The 18,811-nt window shown below is 52.8% G+C and carries 17 protein-coding genes; 4 read left to right on the top strand and 13 right to left on the bottom strand.

From position 1 onward, the window contains the following. The first annotated feature begins 193 nt into the window (after positions 1 to 193). Together uvrA and AC07WB_RS01705 are read left to right on the top strand one after the other, a co-directional pair. The gene (gene uvrA, locus AC07WB_RS01710) at positions 194 to 3,022 is read left to right on the top strand and encodes an excinuclease ABC subunit UvrA (protein ID WP_097095214.1); all 2,829 of its coding nucleotides are present in this window, start codon (positions 194 to 196) and stop codon (positions 3,020 to 3,022) included. Between the two features lie 219 nt (positions 3,023 to 3,241). After that, positions 3,242 to 4,306 (top strand): NAD(P)-dependent alcohol dehydrogenase, encoded by a 1,065-nt coding sequence (locus tag AC07WB_RS01705; protein WP_097095215.1) that lies wholly within the window; start codon positions 3,242 to 3,244, stop codon positions 4,304 to 4,306. 6 nt (positions 4,307 to 4,312) lie between these two features. On the opposite strand, the gene AC07WB_RS01700 is transcribed toward AC07WB_RS01705, so the two are convergent. From AC07WB_RS01700 to dnaB, 7 genes are all read right to left on the bottom strand, one after another. Continuing rightward, positions 4,313 to 4,663 carry an MmcQ/YjbR family DNA-binding protein gene (locus AC07WB_RS01700; protein ID WP_097095216.1) on the bottom strand — a complete coding sequence of 117 codons (351 nt, stop codon included), beginning with the start codon at positions 4,661 to 4,663 and terminating at the stop codon, positions 4,313 to 4,315. 3 nt (positions 4,664 to 4,666) lie between these two features. Then, a complete protein-coding gene (locus AC07WB_RS01695) occupies positions 4,667 to 5,083 on the bottom strand; it encodes a secondary thiamine-phosphate synthase enzyme YjbQ (RefSeq protein ID WP_097095217.1) in 417 nt (138 codons plus the stop codon). A gap of 108 nt (positions 5,084 to 5,191) precedes the next feature. After that, positions 5,192 to 6,733: a catalase gene (locus AC07WB_RS01690; RefSeq protein WP_494939932.1), complete on the bottom strand. Its 1,542-nt coding sequence runs from the start codon at positions 6,731 to 6,733 to the stop codon at positions 5,192 to 5,194. Between the two features lie 176 nt (positions 6,734 to 6,909). Then, positions 6,910 to 8,103: an amino acid aminotransferase gene (locus AC07WB_RS01685; protein WP_097097605.1), complete on the bottom strand. Its 1,194-nt coding sequence runs from the start codon at positions 8,101 to 8,103 to the stop codon at positions 6,910 to 6,912. 48 nt (positions 8,104 to 8,151) lie between these two features. After that, positions 8,152 to 8,766 carry a YitT family protein gene (locus AC07WB_RS01680; RefSeq protein WP_494939931.1) on the bottom strand — a complete coding sequence of 205 codons (615 nt, stop codon included), beginning with the start codon at positions 8,764 to 8,766 and terminating at the stop codon, positions 8,152 to 8,154. Positions 8,767 to 8,993: 227 nt separating this feature from the next. Next, positions 8,994 to 9,485, bottom strand: a complete 492-nt coding sequence (locus AC07WB_RS01675) for an Lrp/AsnC family transcriptional regulator (RefSeq protein WP_097095220.1) — start codon at positions 9,483 to 9,485, stop codon at positions 8,994 to 8,996. Positions 9,486 to 9,613: 128 nt separating this feature from the next. Beyond that, the gene (gene dnaB / locus AC07WB_RS01670; RefSeq protein WP_097095221.1) at positions 9,614 to 11,020 is read right to left on the bottom strand and encodes a replicative DNA helicase; all 1,407 of its coding nucleotides are present in this window, start codon (positions 11,018 to 11,020) and stop codon (positions 9,614 to 9,616) included. Positions 11,021 to 11,093: 73 nt separating this feature from the next. Here dnaB and AC07WB_RS01665 point away from each other — a divergent pair, with 73 nt between their 5' ends. Then, positions 11,094 to 12,077 carry a quinone oxidoreductase gene (locus AC07WB_RS01665; RefSeq protein WP_345827426.1) on the top strand — a complete coding sequence of 328 codons (984 nt, stop codon included), beginning with the start codon at positions 11,094 to 11,096 and terminating at the stop codon, positions 12,075 to 12,077. A 195-nt stretch (positions 12,078 to 12,272) separates the two neighbouring features. On the opposite strand, the gene pspG is transcribed toward AC07WB_RS01665, so the two are convergent. From pspG to AC07WB_RS01650, 3 genes are all read right to left on the bottom strand, one after another. After that, entirely contained in the window at positions 12,273 to 12,539 is a 267-nt protein-coding gene (pspG, locus tag AC07WB_RS01660) for an envelope stress response protein PspG (protein WP_097095223.1), read from the bottom strand. Positions 12,540 to 12,940: 401 nt separating this feature from the next. After that, positions 12,941 to 13,939, bottom strand: a complete 999-nt coding sequence (dusA, locus tag AC07WB_RS01655; RefSeq protein ID WP_097095224.1) for a tRNA dihydrouridine(20/20a) synthase DusA — start codon at positions 13,937 to 13,939, stop codon at positions 12,941 to 12,943. Positions 13,940 to 14,047: 108 nt separating this feature from the next. Further along, positions 14,048 to 15,298: a conjugal transfer protein TraF gene (locus AC07WB_RS01650; RefSeq protein WP_097095225.1), complete on the bottom strand. Its 1,251-nt coding sequence runs from the start codon at positions 15,296 to 15,298 to the stop codon at positions 14,048 to 14,050. A 452-nt stretch (positions 15,299 to 15,750) separates the two neighbouring features. Between AC07WB_RS01650 and zur the strand changes: the two genes are divergently transcribed. After that, a complete protein-coding gene (gene zur / locus AC07WB_RS01645) occupies positions 15,751 to 16,272 on the top strand; it encodes a zinc uptake transcriptional repressor Zur (RefSeq protein ID WP_097095226.1) in 522 nt (173 codons plus the stop codon). Positions 16,273 to 16,343: 71 nt separating this feature from the next. Here zur and AC07WB_RS01640 read toward each other — a convergent pair whose 3' ends face one another. The 3 genes from AC07WB_RS01640 to lexA all read right to left on the bottom strand — a co-directional run bounded on the left by AC07WB_RS01640 (position 16,344) and on the right by lexA (position 18,792). Continuing rightward, a complete protein-coding gene (locus AC07WB_RS01640) occupies positions 16,344 to 16,556 on the bottom strand; it encodes a CsbD family protein (RefSeq protein WP_097095227.1) in 213 nt (70 codons plus the stop codon). A gap of 164 nt (positions 16,557 to 16,720) precedes the next feature. Then, a complete protein-coding gene (gene dinF / locus AC07WB_RS01635; protein WP_494939930.1) occupies positions 16,721 to 18,043 on the bottom strand; it encodes an MATE family efflux transporter DinF in 1,323 nt (440 codons plus the stop codon). Between the two features lie 134 nt (positions 18,044 to 18,177). Next, complete coding sequence (lexA, locus tag AC07WB_RS01630; protein WP_097095229.1) at positions 18,178 to 18,792, bottom strand: transcriptional repressor LexA; 615 nt, start codon at positions 18,790 to 18,792, stop codon at positions 18,178 to 18,180. Positions 18,793 to 18,811: the final 19 nt, after the last annotated feature.

The raw sequence follows: 18,811 nt of genomic DNA, 5'->3' as shown, positions 1-18,811 counted from the left end.
AGTCTAAGCGAAAAATTGTATCACGTCACATTGCTGTGTGCCCACTTTAGAGCGGGATTCCAAATTTTCCCTATCCCCAAGATTAGCAAAAACACTGGATATTTATTCAGTTTATTTTTTGTGCCATAATGATGCGTTTCTGCTGGTCATGCTGGCAAGGCATGGCGAGTGTTGTTCAATCCGGGAAAGGTGAATGGATAAGATCGAAGTCCGCGGTGCTCGCACCCATAATTTGAAGAACATCAACCTGATCATTCCTCGCGATAAGCTTATTGTGGTCACCGGTCTATCGGGTTCCGGTAAGTCTTCGCTGGCGTTTGATACGCTGTATGCCGAAGGCCAGCGTCGCTATGTCGAATCGCTGTCGGCCTATGCGCGCCAGTTTCTTTCATTAATGGAGAAACCGGACGTTGACCATATTGAAGGTCTTTCGCCCGCCATTTCCATTGAGCAAAAATCAACGTCACACAACCCGCGTTCTACCGTCGGCACGATTACGGAAATCCACGACTATTTGCGTCTGCTGTTTGCGCGTGTCGGTGAGCCGCGCTGCCCCGATCATGACGTTCCCCTGGCGGCACAAACCGTCAGTCAGATGGTCGATCAGGTGTTGTCGCAGGAAGAAGGTCGCCGCCTGATGCTGCTGGCGCCAGTGGTGAAAGATCGCAAAGGCGAGCACACCAAAACGCTGGAAAACCTTGCTGCACAGGGTTATATCCGCGCACGTATTGATGGTGAAGTGTGCGATCTCTCCGATCCACCCAAGCTTGAGCTGCAAAAGAAACACACCATTGAAGTGGTGATTGACCGCTTCCGCGTGCGCGACGATCTGGCAACGCGTCTGGCTGAATCGTTTGAAACCACGCTGGAATTGAGCGGTGGTACGGCGATCGTTGCGGATATGGACGATACCGATGCTGAAGAGATGTTGTTCTCAGCTAACTTTGCCTGCCCAATCTGTGGCTACAGCATGCGCGAGCTTGAACCGCGTCTGTTCTCGTTCAACAACCCAGCCGGTGCCTGTCCAACCTGTGATGGTTTGGGCGTACAGCAATATTTCGATCCCGATCGCGTGGTGCAAAATCCGGAGCTGTCGTTGGCCGGTGGCGCTATCCGCGGCTGGGATCGCCGTAACTTCTATTACTTCCAGATGCTGCGCTCGCTGGCAGAGCATCTGCAGTTCGATGTCGAAGCCCCGTTCAACAGCCTGAGCGACAACGCGCGCAAGGTGATCCTTTACGGGTCAGGCAAAGAAAATATCGAATTTAAATACATTAACGATCGGGGCGATACCTCGGTACGTCGCCATCCGTTTGAAGGTGTGCTGCACAACATGGAGCGCCGTTATAAAGAGACGGAATCCAATGCGGTGCGTGAAGAACTGGCGAAATTTATCAGCAACCGCGCCTGTGCCAGCTGTGAAGGCACGCGTCTGCGTCGTGAAGCGCGCCATGTATTTGTCGAAGACACCAACCTGCCGACCATATCTGAGATGAGCATTGGTCATGCGATGGATTTCTTCGCGAATATGAAGCTGAGCGGCCAGCGCGCGCAGATCGCGGAAAAAATCCTTAAGGAGATTGGCGATCGCCTGAGCTTCCTGGTAAACGTCGGGTTGAATTACCTGTCGATGTCGCGCTCAGCGGAAACGCTGTCCGGCGGTGAAGCGCAGCGTATTCGTCTGGCGAGCCAGATTGGTGCGGGATTGGTGGGCGTGATGTATGTGCTTGATGAACCCTCTATCGGTTTGCATCAGCGCGACAACGAGCGGCTGCTCGGCACGCTGATTCACCTGCGCGATCTGGGCAATACGGTGATTGTGGTTGAGCACGATGAAGATGCGATTCGCGCGGCTGACCATGTTATTGATATTGGACCAGGCGCAGGCGTGCATGGTGGTCAGGTGGTGGCGGAAGGCGATGTCCATGCGATTATGGCCAATGAACAATCGCTTACCGGTCAGTTCTTGAGCGGCAAACGCGAAATCGCCATTCCTAAAGAGCGCGTAAAAGGCGATCCCACTAAAGTGCTGAAACTCACCGGTGCGCGCGGCAATAACCTTAAAGATGTCACGCTGACGATCCCGGTAGGATTATTCACCTGCATCACTGGCGTATCCGGCTCCGGCAAATCAACGCTGATTAACGATACTTTGTTCCCGATTGCACAGCGCCAGCTTAACGGTGCAACCACCATCGAAGCGGCGCCTTATCGTGAGATCGCCGGTCTGGAACATTTCGATAAAGTGATCGATATCGATCAGAGCCCGATTGGCCGTACGCCGCGTTCGAATCCCGCGACCTATACCGGCATTTTTACGCCAGTGCGCGAGCTGTTCGCTGGTGTACCGGAAGCGCGTTCACGCGGTTATAATCCGGGCCGCTTCAGCTTCAACGTGCGCGGCGGACGCTGTGAAGCCTGCCAGGGCGACGGCGTGATCAAGGTAGAAATGCACTTCCTGCCCGATATCTACGTACCGTGCGACCAGTGCAAAGGCAAACGCTATAACCGCGAAACGCTGGAGATTAAATACAAAGGCAAGAGCATCCACGAAGTGCTGGACATGACCATCGAAGAAGCACGTGAGTTCTTCGATGCGGTGCCGGCGCTGGCGCGTAAGCTGCAAACGCTGATTGATGTTGGCCTGTCGTATATCCGTCTCGGTCAGTCAGCGACCACGCTCTCTGGCGGTGAAGCCCAGCGCGTTAAGCTGGCGCGTGAGCTGTCAAAACGCGGTACTGGCCAGACGTTGTACATCCTTGATGAGCCAACCACCGGTCTGCACTTTGCCGATATCCAGCAGCTGCTGGAAGTGCTGCATCAGCTGCGCGATCAGGGCAACACCATCGTGGTGATTGAACACAATCTCGACGTGGTCAAAACCGCGGACTGGATTGTCGATCTCGGCCCGGAAGGCGGCAGCGGCGGCGGTGAAATCCTGATTGCGGGCACGCCAGAAACGGTAGCGGAGTGTGAACGCTCGCATACCGCCCGCTTCCTTAAACCTATGTTGAAGAAGTAAATTTCTCTCAGGCCCGCCAGCGCGGGCCTTATTTTTAGTGTCGATTTCCGCCGCGAAATGCAGGAACAGGCAAGAATCAGACAACTTCAGGCATATACGCTTTTCATCCTGCTGACTATCCTTACAACGTTCCTTTTGGCGTCCTTACGCCCTTTTATCCCTTCCATGTACTGAACGGGATCCCGCAAAAATCTCACGACACATCCTACTGGAGACACCATGAATATTACGCATGCCTATGCCGCACAGGACGCGAAAGCAAAACTCGCTCCGTTCGACTTTAAGCCACGCGAACTGCGCGATCATGATGTGCAGATTGAAGTGTTGTACTGTGGCGTCTGCCACTCTGATCTACATACCGCCCGCAACGAATGGCGCAACACCGTTTTCCCGGTAGTGCCAGGCCATGAAATCGTGGGTCGCGTAACGGCCGTTGGTGCGCACACGCACAACTACAAAGTGGGTGATTTGGTCGGCGTTGGCTGTATGGTCGATTCCTGCCGCAGCTGTCCAAGCTGCCAGGAAGGGCTGGAGCAGTATTGCGAAAACGGCTTCGTCGGCACCTATAACGGTGAAGATCGCCAAACCGGTGCGATTACCTACGGCGGTTACTCCACCAACATGGTGGTAGATGAAAGCTTCGTGCTGCGCGTACCTGAAAATCTCGACCTGGCGGGCGTTGCGCCGCTGCTGTGTGCTGGCATCACCACTTACTCGCCGCTGCGTCACTGGAACGTCGGCCCGGGTAAAAAAGTGGGCATCGTCGGCCTGGGCGGTCTTGGTCACATGGGCGTGAAACTGGCGCACGCGATGGGCGCACACGTGGTGCTGTTCACTACCTCACCATCAAAAATTGAAGATGGTAAGCGCCTGGGCGCTGACGAAGTGGTGATTTCGAAAGATGCCGATCAGATGGCACAGCACACCAATAGCTTTGACTTCATTCTGAATACCGTGGCGGCACAGCACGACCTTAATCCGTTCATCACCCTGCTGAAGCGTGATGGCAACATGACGCTGGTCGGCGCGCCGGAGCACGATCACCCGGCACCGCAGGTATTTAACCTGATCTTCAAACGTCGCAGCGTCGCCGGCTCACTGATTGGTGGCATCGCTGAAACCCAGGAGATGCTGGATTTCTGCGGCAAGCACGGTATCACTTCCGATATCGAATTGATTGCGATGAACCAAATCAACGAAGCCTACGAACGTATGCTGAAAAGCGACGTGAAATATCGCTTCGTGATTGATATCAACACCCTGCGTGAGGAATCTGCGGCGTAATTCGCCTCAGTTTTCGTCATGGTTGACGCCCGCTTCGCGCGTGGCGTCAGCCTGTTGCCAGGACGCATCCACCAGATAGTAAATTTGCGAATCTTTCAGCGAACCATCTAGCCACAACGTGCTCCAGTGCGACTTGTTCAAATGCTCGCTAGGAAACACATCGCTATGTTCCTCGCGTAATAACTCCGCCAGCGCCGGAGAAGCCTTCAGCGATAACGCTGGGCGCCCCTTCACCTCGTACAGCATGGCGAAAAGCACGCCCTCGCTTTTGATTTGCGTCGCCTGCCACTGCTCTTTGTAGCTCTGCTCTGCGCCCGGCTTGGCCATGCAGTAAGTCAGTAGATCCGAAGTATTCATGTTTTATTCCCCTTGTAAGGTCGCCACGATGCGCCGCGCACCGCCGTGTACGCGATGTTCGCCGAGCCAAATCCCCTGCCACGTTCCCAGCAGCAGGCGACCACGATTAATCGGGATCAGCAGTGAAACACCCAACAGCGAAGATTTGATATGCGCGGGCATGTCGTCAGCCCCTTCGTAGTCGTGCTGATAAGGCGCGTTTTCTGGAACCTGGCGTAAGAAATGCTGCTCCATATCGCTGCGCACCGTGGGATCGCAATTCTCATTCAGCGTCAAAGAGGCCGATGTGTGTTGCAGCAAGAGATGCAATTGGCCGACGCGCACATCGGATAAGACATTAAGCTGGTCGATAATCTCATCAGTGACCAGATGAAAACCACGCGTTTTGGCGTCAAGCGTAAGCGTTTGTTGATACCACATGCCAGAATCCCTAAATGAAATACACCGTTTAAGTGTGCAGCATGTCAGCGAAAGGTAAACCCTGCAGGAAGGAAAAAGCGGCAGAGCGTGATGTCTGCCGCCTGAAGATTAGTCGTTCAGCTTGTCTGCCAGCGCTTTGATGCTGCCAACGTCATCTTTGGTGATCGCCGCCAGGCGCGTGCCGTACTCTTTATCGGCTTTATAGAAAAACGACAGCATAATGGCGCGGCTTTGCACATCAACACCTTTCAGCGCGCCGCCAAGCGAGTTAACCAGATCGGTTTTCTCTTTATCGCTAAACGAACGATATAGCTCGCCAGCCTGCTTGAAGTTCTGGGTTTTCGCGATGATCGCCTGCTGCGTGCTTCCGCTCAGTGGAGTGTGGCTGTAACGTGCGCTTTGCAGCTCCTCGCGAGGATAAATGCGGCTTGGCTGATAGTTAACACCATGATCATCGGCTTGAACGCTGTTCATCGCGCCATCCTGATTGCCGTTGCTGACCGGCACGCGCGGCGCGTTAACCGGCAGGCTCAGGCCATTAGCACCCACGCGATACATCTGCGTATCAGCGTAGGAGAACAGACGTCCCTGCAGCAAGCGGTCTTCAGACGCTTCAATGCCCGGAACCAGGTTTGACGGCGCCATCGCCACCTGCTCGGTCTCCTGGAAGAAGTTATCAACGTTGCGATTCAACTCCATCTGACCGATCTTCACTTCGGCAATGCCCGGCCAGATTTTAGTCGCGTCCAGCGGGTTGAAATCGTATTTATCGAGATCGCTGGCTTTGATGGTTTGAATGTAGAGATCCCACTTCGGGAAGGCTTTGTTGTTAATCGCCGTGACCAGATCTTCAGTCATATGGCTGTAAGAGGTACTCTGAATGGCGGCAACTTCACCTGGATCGAGGTTTTTCTCGCCCTGCAGCGTCTTCCAGTGGAACTTCACATAGTGCACTTCGCCTTTCGCGTTGACGAACTTATAGGCATGGACGCTGTTGCCGTCCATTTGACGATAGTTAGCCGGCGTGCCCATGTTGGAGAACAGCATGGTTAAGGCGTGCGTGGCTTCCGGGATGTGGGAAAAGAAATCAAAGGTGCGCGCATCGTTATCAAGGTTGCTACGCGGATCGGGCTTGAAAGCATGGACCATATCCGGGAATTTAATCGCATCGCGGATGAAGAACACCGGCAGGTTATTGCCAACCAAGTCCCAGTTGCCCTGGCTGGTATAAAACTTCGTGGCGAAACCACGCGGATCGCGCAGTGTTTCCGGCGAATGTTTGCTGTGAACCACGGATGAGAAGCGCACAAAGACTGGCGTCACGCTGCCTGGCTTGAACACTTCAGCCATCGTCAAATCGCTGATGTCTTTGCTGGCACGGAACTCACCATGAGCACCCGTGCCGCGTGCGTGGACGACACGCTCGGGAATACGTTCACGGTCAAAGCGCTGCAGCTTCTGGATCAACTGCCCATCCTGAAGCAGCACAGGGCCTTGATCGCCTGCGGTTTGTGAGTTCTGGTTATCACCTACTGGAGCGCCATTGTCGCGCGTTAATTCGGTACTGAAAGCTGGAAGTGAGAAGGCTAAGGCAAGAGCACAAGCCAATGGATTGAGTAAATAAGAACGGGCTGTCCGGGTCATAAGCATGCTTCCTTGTATGTATGCGTTCGCAACAGGTTGTCGCGTACGGCCGCTGTCGGCGCGAGCATCTTTACATTCAAGAAATTAAGATCTAACGAGACCGGTCCCGTTTGTACATAACAAAAAAGTTATAAAAAAACCGCCAACCTCAGGCTGGCGGTTTTTCAACAGCAGAAAAGGCGTTACATCACCGCAGCAAAGGCTTCGGCCACCTGATTGACGTTACGGCTGTTAAGACCCGCAACGCACATGCGGCCGCTGGCAATCAGATACACACCAAACTCATCGCGCAGGCGATCAACCTGCTGGGCGCTCAAGCCGGTATAGCTGAACATACCGCGCTGCTTCAGCAGGTAGTCAAAGTTTTGCCCCGGCAGCTTAGCGCGTAATACTTCCACCAGCGCCTGACGCATTTCGATAATGCGCAGACGCATCGCTTCCACTTCAGCCAGCCAGTTGGTCAACAGCGCTTCGTCGTTCAGTACGCATGAAACCACCTGCGCGCCAAAGTTGGGTGGGCTGGAGTAGTTACGGCGTACGGTGGCTTTCAGCTGGCCGAGTACGCGCACAGACTCTTCGGCGCTGTCGCAGACGATAGAAAGTCCACCAACGCGCTCGCCGTAAAGTGAGAAGATTTTAGAGAACGAGTTGCTGACCAGCGCAGGCAGACCGGCTGCAGCAATCGCGCGAATCGCATAGGCATCCGCTTCCATTCCCGCACCAAAACCCTGGTACGCGATATCGAGGAACGGAATCAACTCCTGCGCTTTAAGTACGTCGGTGGTTTCATCCCACTGCGCGTTAGTCAGATCGGCGCCGGTTGGATTGTGGCAGCATGGATGCAGCAGCACGATGGATTGCTTCGGCAACGTTTTCAGTTTGGCAATGAACGCCTCAAACTGTACGCCGTTGGTTTCCGCGTCATACCACGGGTAAGTATTCACCTCGAAACCGGCACCGTTAAAGATCGCGATGTGGTTTTCCCACGTTGGATCGCTCACCCACACGTTTGAATGGGGGAAGTAACGTTTCAGGAAATCGGCACCGACTTTCAGCGCGCCTGAACCACCCAGCGTCTGGATTGAGGCAATCCGCCCCGCTTTCAGCACTGGATGTTCTTTGCCAAACAGCAGCGGCGCAATGGCATTACGGTACGCGTTCAAACCTTCCATCGGCAGATACAGCGATGCCTGATGTGGCTGTGCCTGCAAGCGCTCTTCCGCTGCGGCAACCGCCTGCAGCTGAGGAATGATGCCCGCTTCGTTGTAATAAAGACCAATGCTCAGATTGACTTTGTTATCGCGCGGATCTTGTTTGAAGGTTTCCATCAGCGACAGAATCGGATCGCCGGCATAGGCATCAACGTTTTGAAACACGGTGCAGATCTCCATGATTGTTCTTGAGTATGAGGTAATGATGCGTCATCAAACCATGTAACGGCCGGGACGATGATTCATTGCGATGATGAGATTAAGGATCACCGCGCCCGCAATTGAGGCCAACAGCATCGGCATTGATACCACAAACAGCGAGGCCAGCACCACGCAGGTATCCACCGCCATTTGCAATTTCCCGGCTCGCAGCCCGATACGGTCCTGCAACCAGAGCGCCAAAATATTGATGCCGCCAAGGCTGGCTTTGTGACGGAACAACACTATAAACCCAATGCCCATCACCACGTTACCGAACAGTGTCGCATAAAACGGATTTAGCGCAGAAAAATGCACAAAGAGAGGATGCAGATGCGTAAACAGCGACACAAGGCCCACAGCACAGAAAGTTTTTAGCGTGAATTCCCAGCCCATGCGGCGCACGGCCAGCCAGTAAAAAGGCAGATTGATGAGGAAGAACGCGCTGCCGAAGGAGAGCGGCGTCAGGTAGCTAATCAAGAAGGCAATACCTGCCGAGCTACCGGTCAGCGCGCCCGCCTGTTTCAGCATAATCACGCCAAACGACACCATCAGCGTGCCAAGGACAATTGCCAGCGCATCTTCAATCAGCGAATGGGGAACTTTGGTCGATTGTACAACGTTATCCATGGGTTAATCTCATTGCAAATGATGCCCGTCAAATGCAAAAAACGCACCACATCGGCGACGTTTTGTCACCACCGATGGGTGCCAGTGATTATCCAATTGATAACTAAGGCGCTTTATTGCAGGTTTTTGTGCATCAATTAAGGATAAACCATCAACTTATGCACAAATCTATTTTCTGATGCGCGTTTTTTGCATTAACTCGGCAATTATTGCACCAGATTAGCACATCATGCACTTTTTTGGCGCGTTTTGTGCTGGGGGATGATCATTAAACCGTTCTCTTTTAAGCGGCTTAAAACCACGGATGTTTTAACGTGCGCGACGCTTTGATGCCCCGCCACTAGCTGGCTAATCAGCGCGCTTAACGACGCTAAATCGGCCACCGCCACTTTCAGTAAATAATCTGCATCGCCGGTGGTTTTGAAAGCATCAACAATAGCGGCTTCTTCTTCCACCATGCGATGGAAACTCTCTTCATAATCCGGCGTATGATTTTTCAGACGAACTTCAATTAATCCCACCATACCAAGGCCAACTGCATCGGGCGAAAGGCGGGCGTGATAGCCGAGAATGAGATTCGCCTGTTCAAGATTGATGCGGCGGCGTGAACATTGCGACGCCGAAAGCCCGACTAAATCACTGAGTTCCTGGTTGGTAAGGCGGCCATTAGATTGTAGTAATGTCAGTATCTTAAGGTCGTGATCGTCTACCTGAGTCATTCTGTTTCCACAGCGTTATAGGGTGCGCTTTGCTACAGATAACCCGATTGAAGGCGGGGTTGTCCAACACTATTTTCTGATGACGTGAAATGCATGCACAAATCGTGCATGCAGGCGCAGAGAAAGGATTATTCGTCGTCGTATTGCGGGCCAGCGTAGTTATCAAAGCGTGACCACTGGCCGTTAAAGGTCAGGCGTACCGTACCGATCGGGCCGTTACGCTGCTTACCAAGGATGATCTCAGCGATGCCTTTCAGATCGCTATTTTCGTGATAGACCTCATCGCGATAGATAAACATGATCAAGTCGGCGTCCTGCTCGATCGAGCCCGATTCGCGCAGATCCGAGTTCACCGGGCGTTTATCGGCGCGCTGCTCCAGCGAGCGGTTAAGCTGTGAAAGGGCAACGACCGGCACATTTAGCTCTTTCGCCAGCGCTTTTAACGAGCGCGAGATCTCGGCGATCTCCAGCGTACGGTTATCCGACAGCGACGGCACACGCATCAGCTGCAGGTAGTCGATCATGATCAGGCTCAACCCGCCGTTTTCACGGAAGATACGACGCGCGCGCGAACGCACTTCGGTGGGCGTCAGGCCAGAAGAATCATCAATAAACATGTTCTTCTTCTCGAGCAAAATCCCCATCGTCGCGGAGATGCGCGCCCAATCTTCATCTTCCAGCTGACCGGTACGAATGCGCGTCTGATCCACACGCGAGAGCGACGCCAGCATACGCATCATCAACTGCTCGCTGGGCATTTCCAGACTGAAAATCAGCACCGGCTTGTCTTGCAACATCGCGGCGTTTTCGCACAGGTTCATGGCGAAGGTGGTTTTGCCCATCGAAGGGCGCGCCGCCACGATAATCAGGTCTGAGCCCTGCAATCCGGCGGTTTTTTTGTTCAAATCCTGATAACCGGTATCAACACCGGTCACGCCGTCATGCGGCGTTGAGACCAGTGATTCAATACGCGATACCGTCGCTTCCAGAATCTGCTCAATGTTCTGCGGGCCCTGATCTTTATTGGCGCGCTGCTCGGCAATTTTGAAGACGTTAGATTCAGCGAAATCGAGCAGATCTTCGCTGCTGCGACCCTGCGGATCGTAACCGGCATCAGCGATCTGGTTCGCCACCGCGATCATTTCTCGTACTACCGCTCGTTCACGCACGATATCGGCATAAGCACCGATGTTGGCAGCACTTGGTGTATTTTTTGCCAGCTCGGCCAGATAGGCGAAGCCGCCCGCCATCTCAAGCTCACCGAGTGTTTCCAGTGATTCTGAGAGCGTAATCAGGTCAATCGGCTGGCCCGCTTCGAGTAAACGCTGCATTTCCGTAAAGATTAAACGGTGCGAGCGGTTAAAGAAGTCGCTGGCGACGACACGTTCTGAGACGTTATCCCAGCGCTGGTTATCCAGCATCAACCCACCGAGCACCGACTGCTCCGCTTCTATGGAATGCGGTGGCATTTTCACGCCTTCCAGCTGCCGATCGCGGGGTTCGTTCGATTTGTTGGTGGGTTTATTTCCTGCCATAGTGAATGCATTACCGATCGTGAAAGGGACGCGCAAGTATACCGTCCCAGGATGAACAATCACAGGAGTCAGAATGGCAAAGCGTATTCAGTTCAACCAACACGGCGGCCCAGAAGTGCTGCAATGGGCCGATTTCGAGTTAGCCGATCCCGCCGAGCATGAAGTGCAGGTGGAAAATAAGGCGATTGGCATTAACTACATTGATACCTACGTACGTAGCGGCCTGTATCCGGTAGCGGAGTTGCCATCGGGCCTGGGCACCGAGGCCGCGGGTGTGGTGAAGCGAGTGGGATCAAAAGTGACGCGATTCAAAGCAGGCGACCGCGTGGTGTATTGCCAGGCGACGTTGGGTGCCTACAGTGAAGCGCACAATGTGGCAGAAGACCGCCTGGTGATCCTGCCAGACAGCATCAGCTTTGAACAAGGCGCGGCCTCTTTCCTCAAAGGTTTAACCGTGCAGTATCTGCTGCGCCAAACCTACAAAGTGAAAGCCGACGAAATCTTCCTGTTCCACGCCGCGGCCGGTGGCGTCGGTTTGATTGCCTGCCAGTGGGCGAAAGCGCTGGGCGCACACCTGATAGGTACCGTGGGTTCGGCCGAGAAAGCGCAGATTGCAAAAGATGCGGGTGCTTGGGCCACCATTAACTATCGTGAAGAGGATATTGCGAAACGCGTAAGCGAATTAACCAAGGGCGAGAAGGTCGCGGTGGTGTATGACTCAGTAGGGAAAGATACCTGGGAACCTTCGCTGGATAGTCTGCGCCGCCACGGATTGATGGTGAGCTTTGGTAATGCCTCGGGTCCGGTGACCGGTATCGATCTCGGCATACTGAATAAGAAAGGCTCGCTATTCGTTACCCGACCTTCCCTGTTTGGCTATATCACCAACCGGGAAGAGCTCGACGCCGCCAGTAATGAGTTGTTCTCACTGATCGCCAGCCGGGCAATTCAGCTTAACGTACCTGAGCAGCAGAAATTTGCCTTAAGCGATGCGGTACGTGCGCATCAGGTGCTGGAAAGCCGTGCAACACAGGGTTCAAGTCTGCTAATTCCCTGATCGCTAAAAGCAAACGGGGCTTCCCGTAGGAAGCCCCTTTTTCTTTCTTTTTTATAGTTCGCGCTGGTGTAGGGACAGCGGCGATGAATTCGTGTTGAAACAACGCCAATCATCCTGGCAGAAAACATAAGTAAAAAATATGTTTAATTGCGAAATTGGTCTAAGCAATGTCTGAGTCTGTGATCTTTCCCGCAATTACCGCCAACCATTTCTCTCTAACTTACTGATTTTTCTTTTCAGCCTGTTTAATTTCGCCTCACCCGAGGGCGTGTTAAATGCGCGATAGAGCCATACGGTGATAACCGCCAGCACCAGCCATGGTAACAATTTAATAACAACTGCCAGCAGGCCGCCGAGGAACATAAAGACGGTGGCAACAATCAATGCGGCGATAACACCAAGCAATGAAACGCCGGTGAGTAACAGCATTAGAAAAAAGCCGAGAACAAAGAGAATTTCCACGAAGGTGCTCCTGTGTGAGTAACTTCATGAGTATTACAAGATGCGTGCCAACTCGTAAATGCGCTAACTATTTGAAAGTATTGAAGTGAAGATCCATGGGCAGATGAGCACGTGCTGAAAATAGCCAACTTGTGGTGTGGAAAAAACCATATCTGAAGAATTGTCGTGCTATTTGTCTGGTGCGCATTAATGCGCACCCTACGAAAACCCAGCTATATCCACGCAGGGGTACCCTTCATGGTGTAATCCCGATCCCGTACCAAATCACCGCACCTTCCGTAGCGGCGCGATTTATCGCGCAATGAATTGCGCCGCTACAAGGTGTGCTTTCGGTGATTAGGTTTTTTCATGTCTTAACTGACAATCATTACACCCTTCATGGTGACCTTACCCAACAAGGGTTAAAGCGCTTCCTGCGGGATTTTATCCGCAACTAAGGCTAGCGCCGCTTCCAGCACCCGCACGTCGGCACCGGTTTTGTGGGCGTTTTCACTCAGATAGCGACGCCACTGGCGAGCGCCTGGGATGCCCTGGAACAGGCCGAGCATATGGCGCGTGACGTGTCCCAAGTACGTACCTTTCGACAATTCCGCTTCAATATAGGGGTACATCGAACGCACCACCGCTACCGGATCGACCTGCGGTACATCACGACCAAACAGCTCGCGGTCGACCTGCGCCAGAATGCCCGGATTCTGATAGGCTTCGCGGCCCATCATCACGCCATCCATGTGCTGCAGATGAAGTTTGGCTTCTTCCAGCGTTTTTATGCCGCCGTTGATCGCCATGGTTAGCGTTGGAAAATCACGTTTCAGCTGATAAACGCGTGGATAATCCAGCGGCGGAATTTCGCGATTCTCTTTTGGGCTCAAACCCGACAGCCAGGCTTTGCGGGCGTGGATAATAAAGGTATCGCAGCCGCCCTGCTGCGCCACGGTGCCAATAAAATCACACAGGAATTCATAACTATCCTGCTCGTCAATGCCGATTCGGGTTTTTACCGTTACCGGAATGCTCACGACATCACGCATCGCTTTAATACAATCGGCGACCAACGCAGCATCCGCCATCAGGCAGGCACCAAAACGCCCGTTCTGAACGCGGTCCGAGGGACAACCGACGTTCAGGTTGATCTCATCGTAGCCACGCGCTTCTGCTAGTCTGGCGCACTGTGCCAGTGCGGCGGGATCGCTGCCCCCAAGTTGCAGCGCCAGAGGATGTTCATCCTCGCTGTAGGCCAAATAGTCGCCTTTACCGTGAATGATGGCGCCCGTGGTCACCATTTCGGTATACAGCAGGGTATCGCCGCTCAGCTTGCGATGAAAATACCGACAGTGGCGATCGGTCCAGTCAAGCATCGGGGCAATTGAAAAACGTTGCGAGGAGAAAGTATCGGTCATGAAACGCAGTAAATCCGCAGTAGTTAAGTGATGAGAAACTGCGCAATCATATCACAGCAGAACGGGCGGCACAGCCGCCCGTTATCAGGAGTAACCGTTGAGTGAGGATTAGAAGTTAAACCCAAGCTGCAACATTGCACCCACGGTATTGTCTTTGCCCACTGAACCGGCCAGATCCAGATGAACCGTATTGTTGAACGGCGATATGCCCAAACCTGCGGTAACTACGTCGGTATCATTCGATTTCAGATCGGCACGATAACCGGCGCGCAGCGCCAGCCAATCCAGCACGCGATACTCTGCACCTACGCCCGCATACTGGCTGGACTCTTCTGATTTGAAGCGCTTGGTTTCTGTCAGGTCAACATCACCCGCCAGGGTAAACGGCCCGTTATTCCACGCGAGGCCAGTCGTGACCAGCGGACGAATTTGATAGGTATCGCGATAACCGTTTACTTCTTTAGTATCGATATCACGCGAGATTAAGTTCTGCCCCGTCACACCGAAAGTCCAGTTATCAGCAAAATCAGTGGCAACACCGGCATCCACGTTAAACCCGGTATCGCTGCTGCGATAACGGCTGCTGTTGATGTCGCTCTTGTCGTAGTTATAGATACTGGCGGTGTAGTTATACAGCCAGGTTTTCTGCAGTTTTGGCGTGATACCAACAGAAACCGGATGGCCGGCAATAGAGAACTCATGCGCCACTGATACACCATAATCGGTGATTAACGCCGCCAGGCCGTTAGCGCTGGAACGCAATTTGTCCTCATCGCCCGGCACAGGAATAACGGTACCGTTAGCAACACCACGCAGATAGGCGATGTCGCTATCCGCGATGTTGGCACGTACGTGCGCAGTTCCATAGGCCTTAGTGATAAACGCAAAAGGCAAGGTTTCATTGGGAACGGTGACGGCCAGCGCCACACCCGCAGTTCCATTGGCTTTATTGCCGCGAAGATCGCTAAGCTGGTTAGCCACATCACCTGCAGCCGCTTTCAGCTGCGGATAACCATTGAGGTAATCCGCAAAGGTGAGGTTATCAATCACGTCCTGATAACGATCAACACTATCCGTGATGTCATCAACGCGGTCGATCAATTTGTCTTTGTCAGTAACCTGTGCGCCAGCTGAAGGGAAAATGATGCTGACGTTATCTTCCGGCTGAGCTTTCGTCATCAATGCTGGGTTAGCCAGCACCGCAGAACTCCAGGTGGAAGAAGCTACGCCCGTTCCTCCCATGGCATCATTGCGCGCGTCATACCATGTGCCTGCTGCTAAAGCTGAAGAAGAAATAAATACCGCATTCAAACCAACAAGATAAGCAACTTTTTTGTGCCTGAATAGTGTCTTCACCATGAGCCTGCCATCACCTTTGAAATGTCGCTGAGCCACTCACCGACGGAACAGTTTAGTTAGCCGCTATTCTGAACCATGGCTAACGCTTCATTGCTGTGAATTGAAAGGAAATAGCACTGCTATTCGCAGAATTGGATGCTTTCACACCATTCCGCTGTGTTTTTATGCGGAAAGATTAACAGTGTTTAAATTGATACCAGAAATTACTTAAGACCTTTTGAACCATAGACGCTAACCTGGTGAGTTGCAAAGCAAAATCCCAGCGGCCGTTGCCTTGGCTACATAGAGGTTTACATCGGGAAAATGGGCAAAAACTGAAGGTCAATACAAAGTGGAACGGTAACAAATTGATTAACCGGTTTTTTTAGCAGAAAACACGCCTAAAAAAGCAATAACAGCAGTAGAAAAAATTGTGTGATAAAATAACATAACCTGCAACCCGGAGAATGCTCATGTCTAACCTCACGCCCGAACAGCTGCTTACCCAGGCTGAATCACTCTGCCTTGACCGCGGCGTGCGCCTTACTACTCAGCGCGCTGAAGTATTGCGTCTGATGGCTGAGCAAAATGGATCAATTAGCGCTTACGACCTGCTGGATCAGCTGCGCGTCAGTGAACCTCAAGCCAAACCGCCCACGATTTATCGTGCACTGGATTTTCTGCTGGAGCAGGGATTCATTCACCGCGTGGAATCGAATAATAGCTATGTGGTTTGCCACCATTTCGACGAACCAGCGCACACTTCTGTGATGCTGGTGTGTGATGGCTGCGCGGCGGTAAGTGAAAAGCATGCACATGGAGTGGAAAAAACCATTGCGACACTGGCAGATCAGGCAGGGTTTTCACTGCGTCATACGGTGATTGAAGCACATGGCTTATGCGAGAATTGCACGGAAGTTGCGGCTTGTACGCGGCATGATAGTTGCGAACACGACCATCAGAGTGAGAGTAAAAAACGGGTGAGAAAGGCTTAATTGGCACTTCCTTGTGCCGACCCGATCATAATGATCGGTGGGTAGGAGCATCGTCCTTAATAAGACGTCGATTACCAGCGGTAATCTTTGTTGTGGCTTTCCCAGTCTTTCACTTCGGTCTCTGCCTGATCTTTCGCATAACCGTAGCGTTCCTGGATTTTACCGACAAGCTGATCGCGTTTACCTTCGATCACGGTCATATCATCATCCGTAAGCTTGCCCCACTTCTCCTTCACTTTCCCTTTGAACTGCTTCCAGTTTCCACCAGCTTCGTCTTTATTCATAATAATCCTCCACTTCATCCTGAGTGAGACGGATACATTCTCTGTATATCAAAGAACATACCCACACGATGCGCTATTCATCTGCGCCGTATGAGTTAATTATAGTTGCCGCTTCGAAGTTTGCAGGAAATTACAGATTAATCTGTAGGTTACGCTTCGCTTATTCAGGCATTAAACCAGCTGTCGCGCTGCCAATGACCGCGCCACATCAGCCACAGCGTCACACCTCGTAGCGCCAGGAATACCGTTATCGCCAGCCATAAACCGTGGTTACCAAGCCAGGGCAATGTTAGCAGCGTCAGGCCATAACCCATGGCGGCTATCATCATGCTGTTACGCATCTCACGACCACGCGTCGCACCAATAAACATGCCATCCAGCAGATAACACCAGACGCCTATCAACGGCAATATCACCTGCCAGATGAGATATCTGTCGGCCATTTCACGCAACGCTTCCAGTGATGTCAGCATGGCCACAATCTGCGGCCCCGTGAACGCATAAATCAGGGCAAATATTGCGGCGACAAAACAGGCCTGACGGCAGGCCGCGTGCCAGATAAGTATTAATCGACTGCGATCTTTCGCGCCTACCGCTTCACCCGAGCAGGCTTCAACCGCATAAGCAAAGCCATCTAGCGCGTAGGCGGTAAAAGTGAGGAACATCAGCAATACGGCATTAACCGCCACCACATCAGGACCAATGCGCGCCCCCAGAATGGTCAGGGATGCAAAGCAGATTTGAAGCATTAAGGAGCGCAGCATGATGTCGCGATTAAGACGGAACAGCCGCGCGGCATCGCCACGCCAGCTGCTTTTTAGTAGAGCGAAATAAATACCGCGCAGTTTGAGTACGCGCGCCACCATCCACAAACCTACTCCCAGCGTGACATATTCAGCCAGCGCCGTTGCCGCCGCTGCACCGGCCACTCCCCAATGCAGCTGAAGGACAAATAAAAGGTCGAGCAGGATATTCACCAGATTCCCGACGATAAGCAATACCATCGGCGCACGCGCATATTGCACGCCTAACAGCCAACCAAGAATAACCAGATTAGCCAAGGTGGCGGGCGCGCTAAGCCAGCGAATCTCAATGAAAATTTTGGCCTGCTGCTGCACTTCTGGGCTGCCGCCCATTAATGCGGCTGCCAAACTGCTTACCGGCGTTCGCAGCACCATAAATAGCAAACCAAAAACCAAAGCAATCAACAGCGGTTGGGTCAGGGCGCGTGCCAGCGCCGTTTTGTCATTGGCACCAAACGCCTGCGCGGTAAGGCCAGTGGTACTCATGCGCAGAAACAGCAGGAGCATAAAGATAAAACTGGTTGCCGTGGTACCCACGGCGACGCCCCCAAGATAAATCGGGCTATCGAGATGACCAATAACGGCAGTATCCACCACGCCCAACAATGGAACGGTGATGTTAGAGAGGATCATCGGCAGCGCCAGCCGCCAAAGTGCTTTATCTGAAGGGGAAAACAGCTGCATCAGCCCATTCCGTTATTTGCGGTAACCAGCGTGATTGCGCCCGACAGTGCCGCAGAAAATGTCAAAAAGAAGAAACTAGCAGACTGCGGCCAGCGCAGCATACGCCGCCGCAGTAGGAGGGAATCAGGAACGAATCAGAGCCATTCGCCGTTACGCACGATCCCAACGGCCAGACCTTCAACGGTCAATGATTGCTCGCGGGTATCTACCACAATCGGTTGGAAATCGTTATTTTCCGGCAGAAGATGGACAATCGCGCCCTGCTTTTTCCAGCGTTTGACCGTGACTTCGTCATCAATGCGCGCTACGACAACCTGTCCGTTACGCACTTCCTGCGTTTTATGCACCGCCAGCAAGTCACCATCCATAATACCGATGTCTTTCATCGACATACCGCTCACACGCAGCAGGAAATCCGCGCTGGGTTTGAACAGGTTTGCATCCACCTGATAGTGCGCTTCAATATGCTCCTGTGCCAGCAGCGGCTCGCCCGCAGCGACACGACCAATTAATGGCAAGCCTTCGCTCGGCTCTTCTTCCATTAATAAGCGAATCCCGCGCGATGCGCCGGAAACAATTTCAATTACGCCTTTACGCGCCAGCGCTTTCAGATGCTCTTCAGCAGCATTGGGCGAGCGAAATCCCAGTTGCGCAGCAATTTCCGCACGCGTTGGCGGCATGCCCGTCTGGTTAATATGGTCGCGAATCAGGTCATAGACCTGTTGCTGCCGTGCAGTTAACGCTTTCATCCCGCCCCCTGGTTGTTTA

Source organism: Pantoea sp. GW821-FHT03E06, from assembly GCF_059420725.1.
This window is presented reverse-complemented; position numbering and strand designations above follow the sequence as displayed.